General features: G+C 64.6%; 13 protein-coding genes. 5 read left to right on the top strand and 8 right to left on the bottom strand.

The genetic code is table 11. The features are described from left to right. Nucleotides 1-230: 230 nt before the first annotated feature. Nucleotides 231-1,013 carry a hypothetical protein gene (locus tag ACE10W_RS31340; protein ID WP_039185849.1) on the top strand — a complete coding sequence of 261 codons (783 nt, stop codon included), beginning with the start codon at nucleotides 231-233 and terminating at the stop codon, nucleotides 1,011-1,013. A 136-nt stretch (nucleotides 1,014-1,149) separates the two neighbouring features. Here the strand turns inward: ACE10W_RS31340 and ACE10W_RS31345 are convergent, their stop codons facing one another. The 3 genes from ACE10W_RS31345 to ACE10W_RS31355 form a co-directional block, all read right to left on the bottom strand. After that, nucleotides 1,150-2,493: a cytochrome-c peroxidase gene (locus ACE10W_RS31345; RefSeq protein WP_375762367.1), complete on the bottom strand. Its 1,344-nt coding sequence runs from the start codon at nucleotides 2,491-2,493 to the stop codon at nucleotides 1,150-1,152. A gap of 13 nt (nucleotides 2,494-2,506) precedes the next feature. Continuing rightward, nucleotides 2,507-4,213 carry a phospholipase C gene (locus tag ACE10W_RS31350; RefSeq protein WP_375762368.1) on the bottom strand — a complete coding sequence of 569 codons (1,707 nt, stop codon included), beginning with the start codon at nucleotides 4,211-4,213 and terminating at the stop codon, nucleotides 2,507-2,509. Between the two features lie 185 nt (nucleotides 4,214-4,398). Next, nucleotides 4,399-5,190 carry an ABC transporter substrate-binding protein gene (locus tag ACE10W_RS31355; protein ID WP_375762369.1) on the bottom strand — a complete coding sequence of 264 codons (792 nt, stop codon included), beginning with the start codon at nucleotides 5,188-5,190 and terminating at the stop codon, nucleotides 4,399-4,401. Between the two features lie 243 nt (nucleotides 5,191-5,433). Between ACE10W_RS31355 and ACE10W_RS31360 the strand changes: the two genes are divergently transcribed. Together ACE10W_RS31360 and ACE10W_RS31365 are read left to right on the top strand one after the other, a co-directional pair. Continuing rightward, nucleotides 5,434-6,627 (top strand): efflux RND transporter periplasmic adaptor subunit, encoded by a 1,194-nt coding sequence (locus tag ACE10W_RS31360; RefSeq protein WP_028174566.1) that lies wholly within the window; start codon nucleotides 5,434-5,436, stop codon nucleotides 6,625-6,627. 12 nt (nucleotides 6,628-6,639) lie between these two features. Next, nucleotides 6,640-9,798, top strand: a complete 3,159-nt coding sequence (locus ACE10W_RS31365) for an efflux RND transporter permease subunit (protein ID WP_375762370.1) — start codon at nucleotides 6,640-6,642, stop codon at nucleotides 9,796-9,798. A gap of 307 nt (nucleotides 9,799-10,105) precedes the next feature. Here ACE10W_RS31365 and ACE10W_RS31370 read toward each other — a convergent pair whose 3' ends face one another. After that, entirely contained in the window at nucleotides 10,106-11,278 is a 1,173-nt protein-coding gene (locus tag ACE10W_RS31370) for an MFS transporter (protein WP_011089466.1), read from the bottom strand. Between the two features lie 59 nt (nucleotides 11,279-11,337). Between ACE10W_RS31370 and ACE10W_RS31375 the strand changes: the two genes are divergently transcribed. Both ACE10W_RS31375 and ACE10W_RS31380 read left to right on the top strand, forming a co-directional pair. Next, a complete protein-coding gene (locus ACE10W_RS31375; RefSeq protein WP_038967656.1) occupies nucleotides 11,338-12,138 on the top strand; it encodes a helix-turn-helix transcriptional regulator in 801 nt (266 codons plus the stop codon). A 299-nt stretch (nucleotides 12,139-12,437) separates the two neighbouring features. Then, nucleotides 12,438-13,787, top strand: coding sequence for a malonyl-CoA decarboxylase (locus ACE10W_RS31380; protein ID WP_011089468.1), 1,350 nt, complete (start codon nucleotides 12,438-12,440; stop codon nucleotides 13,785-13,787). 86 nt (nucleotides 13,788-13,873) lie between these two features. Here ACE10W_RS31380 and tarD read toward each other — a convergent pair whose 3' ends face one another. The 4 genes from tarD to ACE10W_RS31400 all read right to left on the bottom strand — a co-directional run bounded on the left by tarD (nucleotide 13,874) and on the right by ACE10W_RS31400 (nucleotide 17,281). Beyond that, on the bottom strand, nucleotides 13,874-15,043 hold the full coding sequence (gene tarD / locus ACE10W_RS31385) for a D(-)-tartrate dehydratase (RefSeq protein WP_060908677.1): 1,170 nt from the start codon (nucleotides 15,041-15,043) through the stop codon (nucleotides 13,874-13,876). 104 nt (nucleotides 15,044-15,147) lie between these two features. Then, entirely contained in the window at nucleotides 15,148-15,405 is a 258-nt protein-coding gene (locus ACE10W_RS31390) for a DUF3297 family protein (protein WP_011089470.1), read from the bottom strand. Then, on the bottom strand, nucleotides 15,402-15,878 hold the full coding sequence (locus ACE10W_RS31395; RefSeq protein ID WP_011089471.1) for a glutathione peroxidase: 477 nt from the start codon (nucleotides 15,876-15,878) through the stop codon (nucleotides 15,402-15,404). Before ACE10W_RS31395 ends, ACE10W_RS31390 begins: the two co-directional genes overlap by 4 nt. 2 nt (nucleotides 15,879-15,880) lie before the next feature. Further along, nucleotides 15,881-17,281 carry an amidase family protein gene (locus ACE10W_RS31400; protein ID WP_011089472.1) on the bottom strand — a complete coding sequence of 467 codons (1,401 nt, stop codon included), beginning with the start codon at nucleotides 17,279-17,281 and terminating at the stop codon, nucleotides 15,881-15,883. Nucleotides 17,282-17,316: the final 35 nt, after the last annotated feature.

The following is a 17,316-nucleotide window of genomic DNA, read 5'->3' on the forward strand; positions in this document are numbered from 1 at the left end:
TAGCTTGGCGAGAAGATGTCTCGCTTCCCGGCGCCAAGGCGTCATGGGTTTCCGGACGTCAAGTCGAGCGAACATCTGTCAACCCATAGGAGGACAGGTCATGAAGTTCGCAGCACTGCTTTTGATCTTTGCTCTCGCCGCATTCGCGACGGCTATTCCGGCAGATTCGGCCAACGCATGCGCGCGCCCCTGCGGAAACTATTGTTGCGGATAATCGGCGGAGAATTCCAATGCGCCCATTGATCAAGTGGGGGGCATTAGTGACGATCGTGAGCATCGCACCACTGGCATCCGTGGCTGCGATACGTCACCACACGCCCCCAAATAAACTCAACGAAGCAATCACCGCTATCGGCTTTCACCCGATAACGCCGCCGGTGCTCCTGCGCGCTCCAGGCTCCATCTATCATGTCTCTCCGAACGGCCAGGATTACGACATGCTGTGCGAAGTCTCGCCTGAGCGACTGGTTGGCGTCACCCGCACGTCATCTTCTGCAACCCAAGTCACCTCCGAACTACGAAAGACGCAATATTCGCTCGACTCAAAAGTCGTGCGTTCGATTCAGTCACATACCGACGCAAAATTGGCGGAAGCTGTAAAGCTGGAGCTCGATGACGTTCAAGTGCTGGAGATCTCACTTGAAGACCTATCAATCATCGCTGAGGAGCTGTTCCGTCGCGAGTCCTGTGATCGGGAAGTGAAACGGTATCTGGAAAACGGCGAGTACGTTTGCCAGGGACAGCGGGTCCTCAAGGCGTCGACGAAATACGTGGCGGCCTACGACAATTCAGCGGCGGGCTCCGTGGAACAAACGACAGACCTGATAAAGAATAATTTCGATCCGACTGTCAGCATACAGGGCGGTCAGAGCGTCTCCGGAGCGAACCTTTATTACGGGATGAGACTGGCACCGCGGTGTCTATCCCTAAGGGATGCCAAAAGGCAGCCACGGCCACCGTTCTCGCTCTGGGACAGACTGGTCAATCACTTTCCTTCGCTCGAGTTCTTTTGAATATAGCCGCGACACGCCGTGGCAACGGCCAGCGTGTTCATGCAGGCGACAACCGACTCTTTCGGCTCAACCGCGGCGACCACGGCCGAGGCCTTGGTGGCGCCGGCGCCCCCCGCACGCCCAGACCGCTTTCGCCCTAATTTTCCGGTTTGTAGCCGTCCGTCAGCGTCTTCAGGAACGCGATGATGTCGGCCTCGTCCTGCTCGGTCATCGCCGGCCTGTCGCCGGGGCGACGATCGAACGGCGGATCGGTGACGTCGACATTGGCGTGATATTTTTGCGGCAGGTCATCGTACTTCAGCACGGTGCCGTCGGCGGCGCGCGGAAAGACCCTCTCCGGATTGGTGTCGCGGAAATTGTAGAAGTCGAGCACCTGCTCGAGGTTGCGGAAGACGCCGTTGTGGAAGAAGGCGTGACGCACCGCGGTGTTGCGCAGCGTCGGCGTCAGGAACATGCCGCAATATTGGGTCTGCTCGGGCATGTCGGTGCGGTGCGGGCCGCAAACGCCGAGGTCGAAATAATTGGGGTCGCGATTGTTGGCAAGCTCGGCGTTGCGCGGGGCGCCGAGCGCCTCGTATTGGTGATCGGTGAACAGCGGCGGCAGCCCGTCGCGGGTCGGCGCCGAGGTGTGGCAGCCGGCGCAATTGGCCTTGTCGGGATCGTTGAACGCTTGCAGGCCGCGCAGCTCGCTCTCGGACAGCCGCGCCTTGCCCTCGAGCCAGTAGTCGTACTTGCTGGTGTAGGGATGGAAGCTCGGCTCCTCGACCTGATAGCGCGCCACCGCGAACATCGCTTCCGCGATCAGCAGCCGCTGATTGTCGAGCACGCGGGCGCCGAACAGCTCGACGAAGCGGCTGGCGTAAGAGGCGCGGCGCAGCTTGCTTGCGACGATCTCGGCGCTGCCGCCGTCCATCTCGTTGGGATCGAGCAGCGGAAACAGCGCCTGGTCCAGCAACGTGTCGGCGCGGCCGTCCCAGAACAGGCCGCCCTGCGGCACGATGTTCGCCGACGCGCCGCTACCGCCCGCGGTCTTGGTCGTGCGCGCGGCGTGCTGGCCGAGCGCCGCCATCTGCGCGAGGTCGACGACGTTGTCGTCGTCACCCTTGTCGGGGCCGATGCTGAAATTCGGATGGCGCTCAAGATAGGTCAGCGACGGCACCGCGCGTGCGCCCGGGCGCGACAAGGTCGCGCCGCCGAGCATGACCGGCCCGTCATTGGGCGGACCGTAGGCGTGATCCGGGCTGTGACAGGACGCGCATGACAGCGCGCCCGAGGACGACAGCGAGGCGTCGTAAAAAATCTCCCTGCCGAGCTGCGCCATCGCCGAGAGCGGAGCGGCCGGCGGACGCATGAGACGAACCGGGTTCGGATTCGCACCCGCGGGATTTGCTTCCGCAAATCCCTGCGTCGCGACGGCAAGGACGGCGCCGGCCAGACAAAGCAGGCCGGCGCCGAAAAGCCACATGGTGCGGCTGTTCATATGACCTTGCGTCTTAGTGATGGTGATGCTCGTCCGGCGGGCTGGTCATGACAGTGCCGGAGGTCGGGTCAAGGAACAGCGCGTCCACCCGGAGATCGTGGCGATGATCATGATCGAAGTCGAACAGGTCCATGATCGACCCGGCGCCGGCGTCGAACGAGCCGCCGCCGAGACGCTGGCCGCGCAGCCAATTGTCCTCGATGAACCGCACCACCGAGGCCTGCGAGATGTAGGTGTGGCTGACGAAGTTCGTCCTCGCATAGGGCGAAACCACGATGAAGGGAACGCGGGTGCCCGGACCGCAGCGGCCGTTCACCGGCTTGCCGCTAAGCCCCTTCGGCGCCGGCTGCTTCTGCGGGCCGAGACCGCACAGGCCCGGACCGTTGACCTGGTCGGCGGTCGGATCGTAGGAGGCGCTCTTCGGCGCGACGTATTGGTGATCGTACCAGCCGTCGGAGTCGTCATAGGTGATGATGACCGCGGTCTCGCGCCACTCCGGCTGCTTCTGGAGGAAGTTGATCAGCTCGACATTGCCCACCTGCTCGTCGAGCGGATCGGAATTGCCGGCATGACCGTCCTGGAAGGCCGGCATCTTGATGTAGGAGACGGCCGGGAAGTTGCCGGCCTTCACCGCGGCGTAGAAGTCCTCGAGATCGTAGTTGTGGTTGGCCGGATCAACCTTGCCGTTGAAGTCGTGGGTATGGCCAATCGCCTGGACCGAGCTCGGCCGCGCATGGGTCGGGTTGGCGGTCGACTTGTAGTACTGGAAGAAGGCGTGGTGCGGACTGTAGTCCACAATGGTGCCGTTGACGTTGCTCGAAAAGGTGCTGCGGCCGCAACCGGTGGTGCCGTTGGCGTTCTTGAGCGTCAGGTCGAAGCCGCCCATGAAGCTGCCCCAGCTGATGCGCTCGTCGTTGAGCAGATCGCCGATGTTCCTGCTGGTCATCAGCACGGTGCTGGTCGTGCTCGAGCAGGAATCGTAGGCAGGATCGGTGTCGCCGATCAGCGTCAGGCCGCCCTGGCCGTCGGCGATCGAGGACGAGGTGCCGACGACGTTCTGCGCGCCGTTGGTCTGGCCGGAGACCACTTCCAGCATGCCGGGCGTGGACGGACCGAACGTGTCGGTCCAGTGATTGTCGCTCATGGCGAAGTGCTGGGCGTAGTTCCAGAAGGCCGTGACAGTGTTGCCGTCGAAATAGCCCATCACCTGGCCGTTGGTGCCGAACGCGCCGGCGCCGCCGGCCGTGCCGCGGCCGGTGAATTTCGGGAACAGGTCTTCCTTGCCGTTGTCCACCGCCTGCTGCTCGGGCGTGTAGGCATGGTTCTGCGAGCGCGTGTTGGCCTGGGTGCGGTCGAGACGGAACGGATCCGTCGCGCCGGTGCCGTTGGCCGGGCTGTTGTTCGGGTTGTTGACCAGCAGGTTCGCCGTGACGAGGTTGTTGACCTTCGGCGTGTGCGGCTTCGGCACGAAGGGTATGGAGCCCGACGGATTGGCCGCGTTCGGATAGGTCGCGAAATAATGATCGAACGAGCGGTTCTCGTTGAAGATGATCACGAGATGCTTGATCGGCGTCTCGGTGTGGATGTCATGCGGATGACGGTGATGATCGTGATCATGATCGCGGTCCCGACCGAAATCGTCCGCGAGAACAGGCATGGCGCATGCTAGTGCCGTCGCGGCCGCAAAAATCGCGGCCGTCGTCAGAAATCTGGATTTCATTGTTGTGTTGCCCCGAAGGATTGACGCCGACCCCGGGAACGTTAATGGCGCGCGATGACAGAGCTGTGTCAGTTTGACGCAAGAGACACTTTGCGCAGTTGTTCAGACAAGATTTTCTACACGGGCGATTTGCCCGAAGCTGCCTTCCTTGACCCTCATGGTGAGGAGCCCGCCACAGCGGGCGTCTACTCGGTGCGGATCGGAGAATCCTTCAGGCCATTGTTGTCATAGGCCTTGCGCAAGGTGCCGTTGATCGTCGCCTCGTTCATGAATTTGGTGACGAAGGTCAGCGCCCGGCTGTGGCCGAGCGGCACGGCGACGGCCGTCACCGTCTTCTTGAACGTCTCGTCCAGCACCTTTGTACCGGGAATCTTCTGCGCCATCTTGTTGAGCTGGTCGCGCGACAGCGCGAAGGCGTCGATCTCGCCGCTCTTCAGGAGGCCGAAGATCTCGTCATAGGTCTGATAGCCGGTGACCTCAGCGTTCTTGAGATGCGCGACAGCGCCACGCATGGTGGTGGTGGCGTTGACGGCCGCGACCTTGATGCCGGGCTGGTCGAGCGAGGCAAAATTGGTCACGTTCGAACCGGCCTTGACGATGTAGGTGGCGTCCGCGACCTCGTAGATCGGGCCGAACATCATCTTGCTCTCGCGCTCGGGGTCCTTTGGCAGCCAGGTGACATCCCAGGTGCCTCTGCTGGCCGCGTCGGTGATCTGTCCGGAATTTTGGTGCACGACATATTCGACACCAACGCCGAGCTGGGCCGCCATCTCCTTGCCGAGGTCCACCGGCACGCCGGCATAGCCGGTTTCCGTCCTGGTCGACCAGAATGCGCCGCCTGCGGGGCTGATTGCGATCGCGACCCGCAGCTTGCCGGTCGGCGCGATCTCGTCCTTCAGCCCATCGGCTAGCGCGGGCATGGCAACCGCCGCCGCGAGAACGAGACCGGAGAGGGCCGATTGGACGGACGCGGACATGTCATGTTCTCCTCGCGTTTTCTTGTTCTCGTCGTCCCGACCGCTTCGCTTCCGCCACACGACCTTTGACACAATTCTGGTCGATCGTGCGCGCGGTGAAAAGCGGTTTGTCATGACAAACCTGTCAAAGGCCACACCGCCGTTCGCCGTGCAAGGCCGACGACCGCCATGGCTATGGTGTTCCACGGCCGGACATTTGTTGGTAGCCTGCCGCACCGACAGACAGCAATCGGGGGCCACCGAATGACGCGCGCGAATCCCGCATCTCCCGCACATCGCAATGGAGCGTGGAGACATGTTGGACGGGCGCTAGCCGCCACGGCCGCCGTGATCGCGCTCGCCGGCTGCGAGGACAAGAACGCCTACGTGGCTCCGCCCCCGCCCAAGGTGGACGTGGCGACGCCCGTGCAGCGGCCGGTGACGCGCTATGTCGAGGCCACCGGCAACACCGCGCCGATCAAGAATGTCGACTTGGTGGCGCGCGTGCAGGGTTTCCTGCAGTCGATCGACTACCAGGACGGCACCTTCGTCAAGCAGGGCACCCAGCTCTTTACCATCGAGCCCGAGACCTACAAGCTGAAGCTCGAGCAGGCCCAGGCGGCCGAGGCCGGCGCCCAGGCCTCGCTCCGGCAGGCGGAGGCCGACTTCAAGCGGCAAAGCGATCTGGTGCAGCGGCAGGCGGTCTCGCAGGCCACCCTCGACACCTCGACGTCAACGCGCGAAAACGCGCAGGCGAATCTCCTGCAGGCGCAGGCCAACACCAGGATCGCCGAGGTCAACTACGGCTACACCAAGGTCACCGCGCCGTTCGACGGCGTCGTCAGCGCCCACATGGTCTCGATCGGCGAGCTCGTCGGCGTCTCCTCCCCGACCCAGCTCGCGACCATCGTCGCGATGGACCCGATCTGGGTGAACTTCACCGTCAACGAGCAGGACGTGCTACGCATCCGCGCCGAAGCGGCCCGCCGGGGACTGACGCCCACCGACCTCAAGCAATTTCCGATTCAAGTCGGCCTCCAAAACGAGACCGGCTATCCGCATGAAGGCAAGCTCGACTACGTCTCGCCGACTCTCAACCAGTCGACCGGTACGCTTGCCGTGCGCGGCCTCGTCCCCAACGACAAGCGGGTGCTGCTGCCCGGCTATTTCGTCCGCGTCCGCGTGCCCTTCGACCAGGAGAAGGGCGCGCTCCTCGTTCCCGACACCGCGCTCGGCAGCGACCAGGGCGGCCGCTATCTGCTGGTGGTCAATGGCGACAACGTCGTCGAGCAGCGCAAGGTGCAGATCGGCCCCACCGATAACGGCCTGCGCGTGATCGAGAGCGGGCTGAAGCCGGACGACCGCGTCGTGATCGCGGGGCTGCTGCGGGTGATCCCGGGCCAGAAGATCGACCCGCAAGTGACGAAGATCGAGCAGCCGCAGGCGTCTGCCAAGTAGGAGCTGCCTGCCATGATCTCAAAATTCTTCATCGAGCGGCCGGTCCTCTCGAACGTCATCGCACTGCTGATGATCCTGATCGGCGGCGTCGCGCTGTTCAACCTCGCGATCGCGCAATACCCCGACGTGGTGCCGCCGACGGTGCAGGTCACCACGCGCTATCCCGGCGCCAGCGCCAAGACCGTGATCGACACGGTTGCCTTGCCGATCGAACAACAGGTCAACGGCGTCGAGGACATGCTTTACATGCAGTCCTACAGCGGCTCCGACGGCACCTATACGCTGACCGTGACCTTCAAGATCGGCACCGACCTCAACTTCGCGCAGGTGCTGGTGCAGAACCGCGTCTCCAGCGCGCTGTCGCAACTGCCGACGTCCGTGCAGAACCAGGGCGTCACCGTCCAGAAGAAATCGACCTCGATCCTGCTGTTCGTGACGCTGACCTCGCCGGACTCCCGGTTCGACAGTCTCTATTTGAGCAACTACGCCACCATCAACATCCGCGACGAGCTCTCGCGCCTGCCCGGCGTCGGCAACGTCACGGTGTTCGGCGCAGGCCAGTATTCGATGCGGGTGTGGCTCGACCCGAACAAGCTGCAAGTCCGTGGCCTCGTGCCGCAGGACGTGATCCAGGCGATCCAGCAGCAGAGCCAGCAGGTCTCCGCCGGCCAGGTCGGCGCGCCGCCGACGCCGCCGGGCCAGGCGTTCCAATACACGCTCAACGTCAACGGCCGGCTCGACGACACCAGCCAGTTCGAGAACATCATCGTCAAGTCAGGCACCAGCGGCGACGTCACGCGGGTGCGCGACGTCGGCTGGGTCGAACTCGGCGCGCAGACCTACAGCCAGATCTTCTCGCTGAACAAGCAGCCCGCCGTCGGCATCGGCGTGTTCCAGTCGCCGGGCGCCAACGCGCTCCAGGTCGAGCAGGCCGTCGAGAAGAAGATGGCGGAGCTCGCCAAGCGCTTCCCGGAAGGCATCAAATACGACACGCCGTTCGACACAACCAAATTCGTCGAGGCCTCGGTGCACGAGGTCTACATGACGCTGATCGAGGCCGGCCTGCTCGTGCTGGTCGTGATCCTGGTGTTCCTGCAGGACTGGCGCGCCATGCTGGTGCCGGCAACGACCGTGCCGGTGACCATCATCGGCGCCTTCGCCGCGATGGCGGCGCTCGGCTTCACCATCAACATGTCCACGCTGTTCGCGATCGTGCTGGCAATCGGCATCGTCGTCGACGACGCCATCGTGGTGGTCGAAGGCGCCGCCCACAATATCGAGCAGGGCATGAACGGCCACGACGCCGCGATCAAGGCGATGGACCAGCTGTTCGCGCCGATCGTCGGCATCACGCTGGTGCTGATCTCGGTGTTCCTGCCGGCCTCGTTCCTGGCGGGCCTCACGGGCCGCATCTACTCGCAATTCGCGCTGGTGATCGCGGCGACCGCGCTCTTGTCCGCCATCAACGCGGCGACCCTGAAGCCGACGCAATGCGCACTGTGGCTGCGGCCGGTGGTGCCGCCGGAGCAGCGCAACTTCTTCTATCGCGGCTTCAACAACGTCTATGACCGGGTCGAGCGCGGCTACACGCGGCTGATCACCTTCCTGGTCAGGCACGCCACGGTGTCGGTCGCGGTGGCGCTGGTGCTGATCGGGATCGGCGGCTACGGCCTGTCGCGGGTGCCGACCGGCTTCCTGCCGATCGAGGACCAGGGCTATCTGATCGCCGCCATCCAACTGCCCGACGGCGCCTCGCTGGAGCGGACCCAGAAGGTGCTCGACCGGGCCAGCGAGATCATCAAGGAGACGCCTGGCGTCCAGCAGGTCATCACCATCGCCGGCATCTCCGCGCTCGACAGCAGTGCGAGCCTTGCCAATGCCGGCGTCGCCTACATCATCCTGAAGGATTGGGACGCGCGCAAAGGTCCCGGCGAGGATCTGCGTTCGCTGGTCTACGGTCTCAACGACAAGCTCGCTGTGATCATGGAGGCGCGCACCATCGTGCTGCCGCCGCCGCCGATCCAGGGCATCGGCAACGCCGCCGGCTTCTCGATGCAGGTCGAGCTGCGCGACGGCAACAGCGATTTCGCCAAGCTGCAGGCGATCACCGGTGCGATGGTCTCCAACGGCCAGAGCCAGAGCGCGCTCCAGCGCGTCCAGTCCTCGTTCCGCTCGTCGGTGCCGCAATTCAACGTCGAGATCGACCGCATCAAGACCCAGACTTTGCATGTCACCACCGATCAGGTGTTCTCCGCGCTGTCGACCTATCTCGGCTCGTCTTTCGTCAACCAGTTCAACAAGTTCGGCCGCGTGTTCCAGGTCTATACGCAAGCCGATCCGGCCTTCCGCGTCACCGAGCGCGACATCGCCAACATGCAGGTGCGCAACTCGAACGGCGACATGATCCCGATCGGCACGGTGGCCACGATCACGCCGGCCACCGGCCCGTCGCTGATCAGCCTCTACAATCTCTATCCCTCCTCGACAATCATCGGCCTGCCGGCACAGGGCTACTCGTCCGGCCAGTCGCTGAAGCTGATGGAGGAGATTGCCGACAAGACGCTGCCGCAGGGCACGGGTTATGAATGGACCGCGATGTCCTACCAGGAGAAGGCGGTCTCGAACCAGATCTACTGGGTGTTCGGCCTCGCCATGCTGCTGGTCTATCTCGTGCTCGCCGGCCAGTACGAGAGCTGGTACGCGCCGATCTCGGTGATCCTGGCGGTGCCGCTGTCGCTGATCGGGCCGATGCTGATCCTCAACGCCCTCAAGATCGACAACAATCTCTATTGCCAGATCGGCCTGATCCTCTTGATCGCGCTGTCGGCCAAGAACGCCATCCTGATCGTCGAGGTCGGGCTGGAGCTGCACGGCCGCGACGGCAAGCCGATCCTGGTGTCGGCGATCGAGGCGGCCCGCGCCCGCTTCCGCCCGATCCTGATGACCTCGTTCGCCTTCATCCTCGGCGTGGTGCCGCTGGTGATCGCGACCGGCGCCGGCGCCAGCGCCCGCAAGTCGATCGGCATCACCGTGTTCTCGGGCATGCTGGCCTCGACCTGCCTCGCGGTGCTGTTCGTGCCTGCGTTCTTCGTGGTGGTGCAGCGGTTCGAGAACTGGCGGGCGTCGAAGAAGGCGCCGAAAACGCAGCCGGCCGTGGAGGTGAAGCCGTAGGCTTTTTCTGCGGAGGCCCGCTCCGATAAAAAAAGTCGAAAACAACCCCATGCACAGTAGAACGGCGTTGATGGCGTTGAGGTTTTTTCAGCGACGCCAGCGTTTGACCCGTCGGGCAAGACACTGGCAGAATGGCATCATCGGCAGGCATGGCGCGAGCCGCCGCCGCATCCACCGTCATTGCCATCTTCCCCGTCATTGCGAGCGCAGCGAAGCAATCCAGAGTCCCTCCGCGGAGGCAGACTGGATTGCTTCGCTGCGCTCGCAATGACGAGGTGGAGACAGTTGCCTGCTTCGCGACAATCACTTACGCCGCCTGCGGCGTCCGGATCTCGCGCGGCAGGATCAACGCGGCGGCGATCGCGAGCAGGCAGAGCGCGGCGAAGGCGTGCAGCATGGTGACGAACCCGCCCTGCTCGTAGAGCCAGGCGACCAGGCCGACGGAGGCGCCGGCCGCGGTGAAGCCGACGAAATAGCGCACCGCATAGGCGCGCGAGCGCCACTCCTCCGTGGTGTATTTGCCGACCATGGCATCGTTGACCGTGACCTGCCCGAACGCGCCCATGACGATGCCGATCGAGACCAGGATCAGCGGCAGATTGGACAGGCTCGCAGCCAGATACAGGAACGGCGCCAGCATGAAGGACAGCGGCAGCGCCACCGTCTTCAACGAATAGCGGTCGAGCAGCCGGCCGATCGTGTACTGGGTCATCGCGCCGAACACGTAGACACAGGCGGCGATGACGCCGAGCAGCGCCGGGCTCCTGGTGAGATCGGCGAGCCGCTCCGCGAACAGTTTTGGCAGCGCGACGGTGACGGCGTTGAAGGTGGTGGAGATCGCGATCACCACGATCAGCAGCGCCAGGATCACGCGCCACATATCCTGCTTGGCGACGCGCGCCTGCGCCGCCGCCTGCTTCGAGCCCTTGCGGTCCTCGTGCACGACCATCATCGCAAAGGCGATGCCGATCAGGATGGTGACGACGCCGGGGACGATGAAGGCAAAACGCCAGCCGAGATACTGGCCGATCACGCCGGTCACCAGCGCGGAGGAGGCCACGCCGAGATTGCCCCAGACGCCGTTGATGCCCATCTCGCGGCCGAGCCGGTCGGCATAGGACACGATCATGGCGGTGCCGACGGGATGGTAGATCGAGGCGAAGATGCCGATCGCCAGCAGCGCCGCGCCGAGCTGAACCGGGGTCTGCACGAAGCCGACCGAGATCATGGAGAGGCCAATGCCGACGAAGAAGATCAGCATCATGTGGCGGCGGCTCCAGCGGTCCCCGAGCCAGCCTGTCAGCAGCGAGCCCGCGCCGAACGCGATGAAGCCCGGCGTCGCGTAAGGCAAGAGTTCCGAATAGGCCATGCCGAGCGCCGGCCCCATGATGATCACGGCGGCGGCGAAGATCAGCATCGAATAATGGTCGATGAAATGGCCTGCGTTGACGAAACTGATGACCCGGCTGGGGCTGTTCATACGAATCCTCTCCTGCTCCGAAATGAGTTATATTTCGGGCAAATGACGGGATGCAGCCAATGACTGTCTTGGAAACGCCAATCCTCCGGGAGGTCCGGAGCAACCATCGCTCGCCTGCGGGCGTGCACCTGGTCGCGCGTGACTACCCCAGGGGCCTGCGGCTCGATCCGCACATGCACCGCGAGGCGCAGCTCGTCTATGCCGCCAAGGGCACGATGCAGGTGACGACACCGAAGGGCCGCTGGCTGGTGCCGCCGGACCGCGCCGTCTGGGTCCCGGCCGGGCTCGAGCATGCCATCGACCTGCTTGCCGACATCGAGTTGCGCACGCTGTATTTCGACCTGCCCTGGCTGAAGCGCGAGCAACGCTATGAAGGCCTGACCAAGGAATTCGTGGTGCGGGTCTCGCCGCTGCTCAACCAGGCGATCCTCGCGCTGTTCGACGCGCGCAACACGGAAGAGCGCACCGAGCTGCTGGTCCGCCTCGTCATGCTGGAATTGCACCAGGCCGAGGATTCCGCGACCTTCGTGCCGCTGCCGCGCGAGCCGCGCTGCCGGCGCGCCGCGATGATCGTGCTCGACGACCCAACCGGCCTGCACGACATCGATACGCTGGCGCGCGAGGTCGGAACCTCCGCGCGCACGCTGTCGCGGCTGTTCTCCACGGAGACGCAGCTGAGCTTCAAGAGCTGGTGCCAGCGCGCCCGGATCGCCGCGGCAATCCAGCGGCTGTCCACGGATGCGAACGTCTCGGTGAAGCAGCTCGCGACCCAGCTCGGCTATGCCAGCGTGCCGGCGTTCTCGGCCGCGTTCCGCCAGGTGACAGGGCGGACGCCGACGGCGTTTGCGGGGAAGGGGTAGCGGCAACCTCGGTGTCGTTGCTCGCCGCTCCACTCCCGGTGTCATTGCCCGCGAAGGCGGGCAATCCAGTACTCCGAGACGGCGCGGCTAGAACCGAGACGCCGCGGCGTACTGGATGCCCCGCCTGCGCGGGGCATGACAGCGGTTGTGAAGCGCGACGGTCTTCGCGGGGCATGACAACGTTCCTGAGTCGCCTGCCCTGACTAAAGTTGCCAAATTCGCCTGCTTGATTGTGATCGGCTTCTGCCTAAATCCCGTGTAAGCTTCCGCACCGCACAAACCGGTTTCGAAAGGCCCAGATGGCTAACGCCTTCTTCTCCGATCTCCTCGCCACCATCTCCGAGCGCGGCCGTACGCTGCTTCGTCGCGATTCCGCGGATACCAAACAGGACGCCGACGGGCTGATCGCGCTCTGCGGTGCGCTGCTGTCGGGCCGGGGCGAAGCCTCCGGCACAGCCATGGCGCGCGAGGTGCTCGATCTCTACCAGGACCTGGATGCGGCAGGACGCCGCGCCTTCTTCGAGGCGCTGGTGCGCGATTTCGGCCCCGACCGGGAACGCCTGTCCAAGGCGATAGAGAAATGGCGCGCCAAGCCCAGCGACGAGGACGCGAGCTCGCTGCATTTCGCCTCCGAGCCGCGCCGGCAGGAGCTGATCCGCCGCCTCAACCGCGCGCCCGGCGGCACCGGCGACCTCGTCAACATGCGTGCCGACCTGCTCGGCATGATGAACGGACACACCGATCTCGCCGCGCTCGATCGCGACGTCTCGCATCTGCTTTCTTCGTGGTTCAACAGGGGGTTTCTCGTGCTGCGCAGGATTGACTGGTCAACCCCGGCCAACATCCTCGAAAAGATCATTCGCTATGAAGCCGTCCACGAGATCAGCGACTGGGACGATTTGCGCCGTCGCATCGATCCGGTCGACCGCCGCTGCTACGCCTTCTTCCATCCGGCGATGGTGGACGAGCCCCTGATCTTCGTCGAGGTGGCGCTGACCGAGACGATTCCCGGCGCGATCGCGCCGCTGCTGGCGGTCGACCGCCAGCATCTGCCGATCGAGCGCGCGCGCACCGCCGTGTTCTATTCGATCTCCAACACCCAGCGTGGCCTCGGCGGCATCTCGTTCGGCAGCTTCCTGATCAAGCAGGTGGTGGAAGAGCTGCGCCGCGAATTGCCGAAGCTCGACAGCTTCGTGACGCTGTCGCCGGTGCCGGGCTTCATGCAATGGGTCAAGCAGGACAAGGAGCTGCCGCTGTCGGACGAGGATCGCGAGGTGCTGAAGCGCCTCGACGATCCCAAATGGTTCGAGAACCCCGAGACGACGGCACTGCTGCGCGGCATACTGGAGCCGCTCGCGGCGCACTACTTCCTGAAGGCCCGCACGGCGAAGGGCCGGCTGATCGACTCCGTCGCCCGCTTCCATCTCGGCAACGGCGCGCGGCTCGAGCGCATCAACTGGCTCGGCGACCTCTCGCCCAAGGGCGTGCGCGAGTCGGCCGGCGTGATGGTCAACTACCTCTACCGCCTCGACGACATCGAGAAGAACCACGAAGCCTACGCCAATGACGGCGAGATCGTTGCCTCAAGCGCGGTGAAGAAGCTGCTGAAGGGCGAAGGACGGCGGCTGCTGGACATGCGGCTGTCGTAAGGTTCTGTCGTCCTGGCTTTCGCCAGGACGACGTTGGGGAAAGTTCTCGCGACTATCGCAACGATACATGCGCGGCGTGGAGTGAACTACTCCGCCAGCGCCTTCATCTCCTTGTAGAGATCCGACTTTCCCTCGAAGCCGATGCCCGGAAGGTCCGGCATGGTGATGTGGCCGTTCTCGACGCGCACGCCATCGGGGAAGCCGCCGTAGGGCTGGAACAGGTCCGGGTAGCTTTCGTTGCCGCCGAGGCCAAGGCCGGCGGCGATGTTGAGCGACATCTGGTGGCCGCCATGCGGGATGCAGCGGCTTGGCGACCAGCCATGGGTCTTCAGCACTTCGAGCGTGCGCTGGTATTCGCAGAGGCCATAGGACAGCGCGCAGTCGAATTGCAGCCAATCGCGGTCCGGACGCATGCCGCCATAGCGGAGCAGGTTGCGCGCGTCCTGGTGGCTGAACAGGTTTTCGCCTGTCGCCATCGGACCGGGATAGAATTCGGCGAGCGCGGCCTGCAGCGCGTAGTCGAGGGGATCGCCGACCTCCTCGTACCAGAACAGCGGATAATCGCGCAGCATCTTGGCATAGGCGATGCCGGTCTCGAGGTTGAAGCGGCCGTTGGCGTCGACGGCGAGCTGCGCGTCCTTGCCGATCTCCTCCAGCACCGCCTCGATGCGCATGCGATCCTCCTCGATCGGCGCGCCGCCGATCTTCATCTTCACGACGTTGTAGCCGCGGTCGAGATAGCCACGCATCTCGCCGCGCAGCATCGAGAGCCCCTTGCCGGGATAATAGTAGCCGCCGGCGGCATAGACGAACACGCGCGGGTTGGCTTTGACGCCGTGACGTTCGGCGAGCAGGCGAAACAGCGGCTTGCCCGCGATCTTCGCCACCGCGTCCCACACCGCCATGTCGATGGTGCCGACCGCGACCGAGCGCTCGCCATGGCCGCCCGGCTTCTCGTTGATCATCATCGCGGCCCAGACCTTGTCGGGATCGAGATTGTCGCCGGCCTCGTTCAGAAGCTTCTTCGGATCGGCCTCCAGGATGCGCGAGGCGAAGCGCTCGCGGATCAGGCCGCCCTGCCCGTAGCGGCCGTTGGAATTGAAGCCGTAGCCGACGACGCGCTTGCCGTCGCGCACAACGTCAGTGACGACCGCGACGAGGCTCGTCGTCATCTTGGTGAAATCGATATAGGCGTTGCGGATCGGCGATGAGATCGGCTTGGTGATCTCGCGGACGTCGACGATGCGGACGGACATGGGGTTGGCTTTCTCTTATCGTCATTCCGGGGCGATGCGCAGCATCGAACCCGGAATCTCGAGATTCCGGGTTCTCGCTTCGCGAGCCCCGGAATGACAGCATGTTACTTCTTATCCCTGAAATACGGCTCGACCGGCCCGTGCACCTTGATGGTCAGCGGGTTGCCGTGGCGGTCCTTGGCGTTGCCGGCGGTGACGCGGACCCAGCCTTCGCTGATGCAGTACTCCTCGACATTGGTCTTCTCGATGCCCTTGAAGCGGATGCCGACGTCGCGCGCCAGGATGTCCGCGTTGTAATAGGGGCTGTTCGGATCGACCGACAGGCGGTCCGGAAATTCGTCGCTCATGATTGTCTCGCTCATAACAGGGTCTCGATTTGCTGCCGCAATCCTTCGGGCCGCGCGGTCGGCGCGTAGCGCGCGATCACCCGGCCGGCACGGTCCACCAGGAATTTGGTGAAATTCCATTTGATGGAGGCGCCGAGGAGCCCGGATTGCTGGCGTTTCAGATACTCATACAAGGGATGCGCGTTGGCGCCGTTGACGTCGATCTTCTCGAACAGGGGAAAGGTGACGTCGTAATTGGTCGAGCAGAATTCCTGGATCTCGCTCGCCTGCCCCGGCTCCTGCGCGCCGAACTGGTTGCAGGGAAAGCCGAGCACCGCGAAGCCGCGCGGCGAGAGATCGCGGTAGAGATCCTCAAGGCCGCGATATTGCGGCGTGAAGCCGCATTTGCTCGCGGTGTTGACGATCAGGAGCACCTGCCCTTCGAACCGGCGCATGGGCACTTCCTCGCCGAGCAGCGAGTTGGCCTTGAAGTCGTAAATCGCCGACATCGCTAACCCACGGGATCGATCGGCGACGGCGGCACGCCGCCCGCCTCGATCGCTTCGCCGGCAAGCAGGCACAGATCCTCGCGGTAGCGGCCGGACACGATATGCACGCCGACCGGCGCCTTGCCGACGAGGCCGGTGGAGACCACGAGGCCCGGCAGACCCATGAAGGGAATCGCGATCTGGGGCAGCTGCGCCTCCCAGACCCGCTTGAAGGATTCGTCGTCTTTGCGGTCGAGATGATCCGGGAACGGCAATTCGCCGGAGACCGGCGTCAGCAGCACCGCATATTTTTCGAAGAACAGCATCCAGTCGCGGGTCAGCGTGGCGCGGCGGGTCAATGCCTTCGCGTAATTCGCCTGGTCCATCGGCGTCACCCTGCTGCGGTTGCCGCGCAGGCACGCCAGCGCACCGGGATCGCCTTCGCGCTCTGCCATCTCGAGCTGCGCCTCATAGCCGTCGCCGAGCCAAAGCTTGATCTGCCACTCGACCGCCTCGCGCATCGGCGGCGTGTTCTCGATCACGTCAACGGTCCACCCGGCACGCTCGAGGCGCTTGCCGGCATCGGTCACCGCCGCCTTCACCTCCGGCGTGGTCGCAAGGCCGTCCGGGTTGAGGCAGAGCGCGGCGCGCTTCGGCCGCGCGGGACCTTCCAGCGGCGCCGGCACATACCAGGGGTCGCGGATGTCGCGCGCCGACATGGCCGCGAGCGAAATCCTGATGTCGTTGACGGTGCGCGCCAGGGGTCCCGACACCGCCATGATCTGCGGGCCGATCGGGCGTTCCGGCAGCGCCGGATTGAAGGCGGGGATGCGGCCCAGGGTCGGCCGCAGGCCATGCACGCCGCAGGCATAGGCGGGATAGCGGATCGAGCCGGCGATGTCGGTGCCATGGGCGATATGGCCGATGCCGGCCGCGACCGCCGAGCCGGCGCCGCCAGACGAGCCGCCCGGCGTCAGCGAGGCATCGCGGGGGTTCTTGGTGTCGCCATGGACCAGGTTGGTGGTGAACCAGCGATAGGAGAAGGCCGGGCAATTGGTGCGGCCGAGCAGGATGGCGCCCGCCTTCCGAAAGTTGGCGACCACCGGATTGTCCTCGCGCGCGATCAGGTCGCGCTGGAGTTTTAAGCCGTTGGTGGTGGCAAAGCCCTCCTGGTCGACATTGGCCTTGATGGTGACGGGCACGCCGGCCAGCACGCCGGGGTCCTCGCCCCGGCTAATTGCGGCATCGACGGCGTCAGCCTGCTTGAGCACGTCCTCCGGCCGGTGGTCGATCACGGCGTTGAGCTGGGGATTGACGGCGTCCAGACGGGCGAGGCCCGCCTTGGCCGCCTCCCTGGCGGACACCTTTTTGGTCTTGACGAGGGTGGCGAGGTCGGCAGCCGACAGGCGCCAGAGATCTTGCATGGCTTGCTCCGTGTAACCGGCGTCTTTTAGCGCCG

Source organism: Bradyrhizobium sp. B025 (assembly GCF_042257955.1).
GTDB classification, from domain to species: Bacteria; Pseudomonadota; Alphaproteobacteria; order Rhizobiales; family Xanthobacteraceae; genus Bradyrhizobium; species Bradyrhizobium diazoefficiens.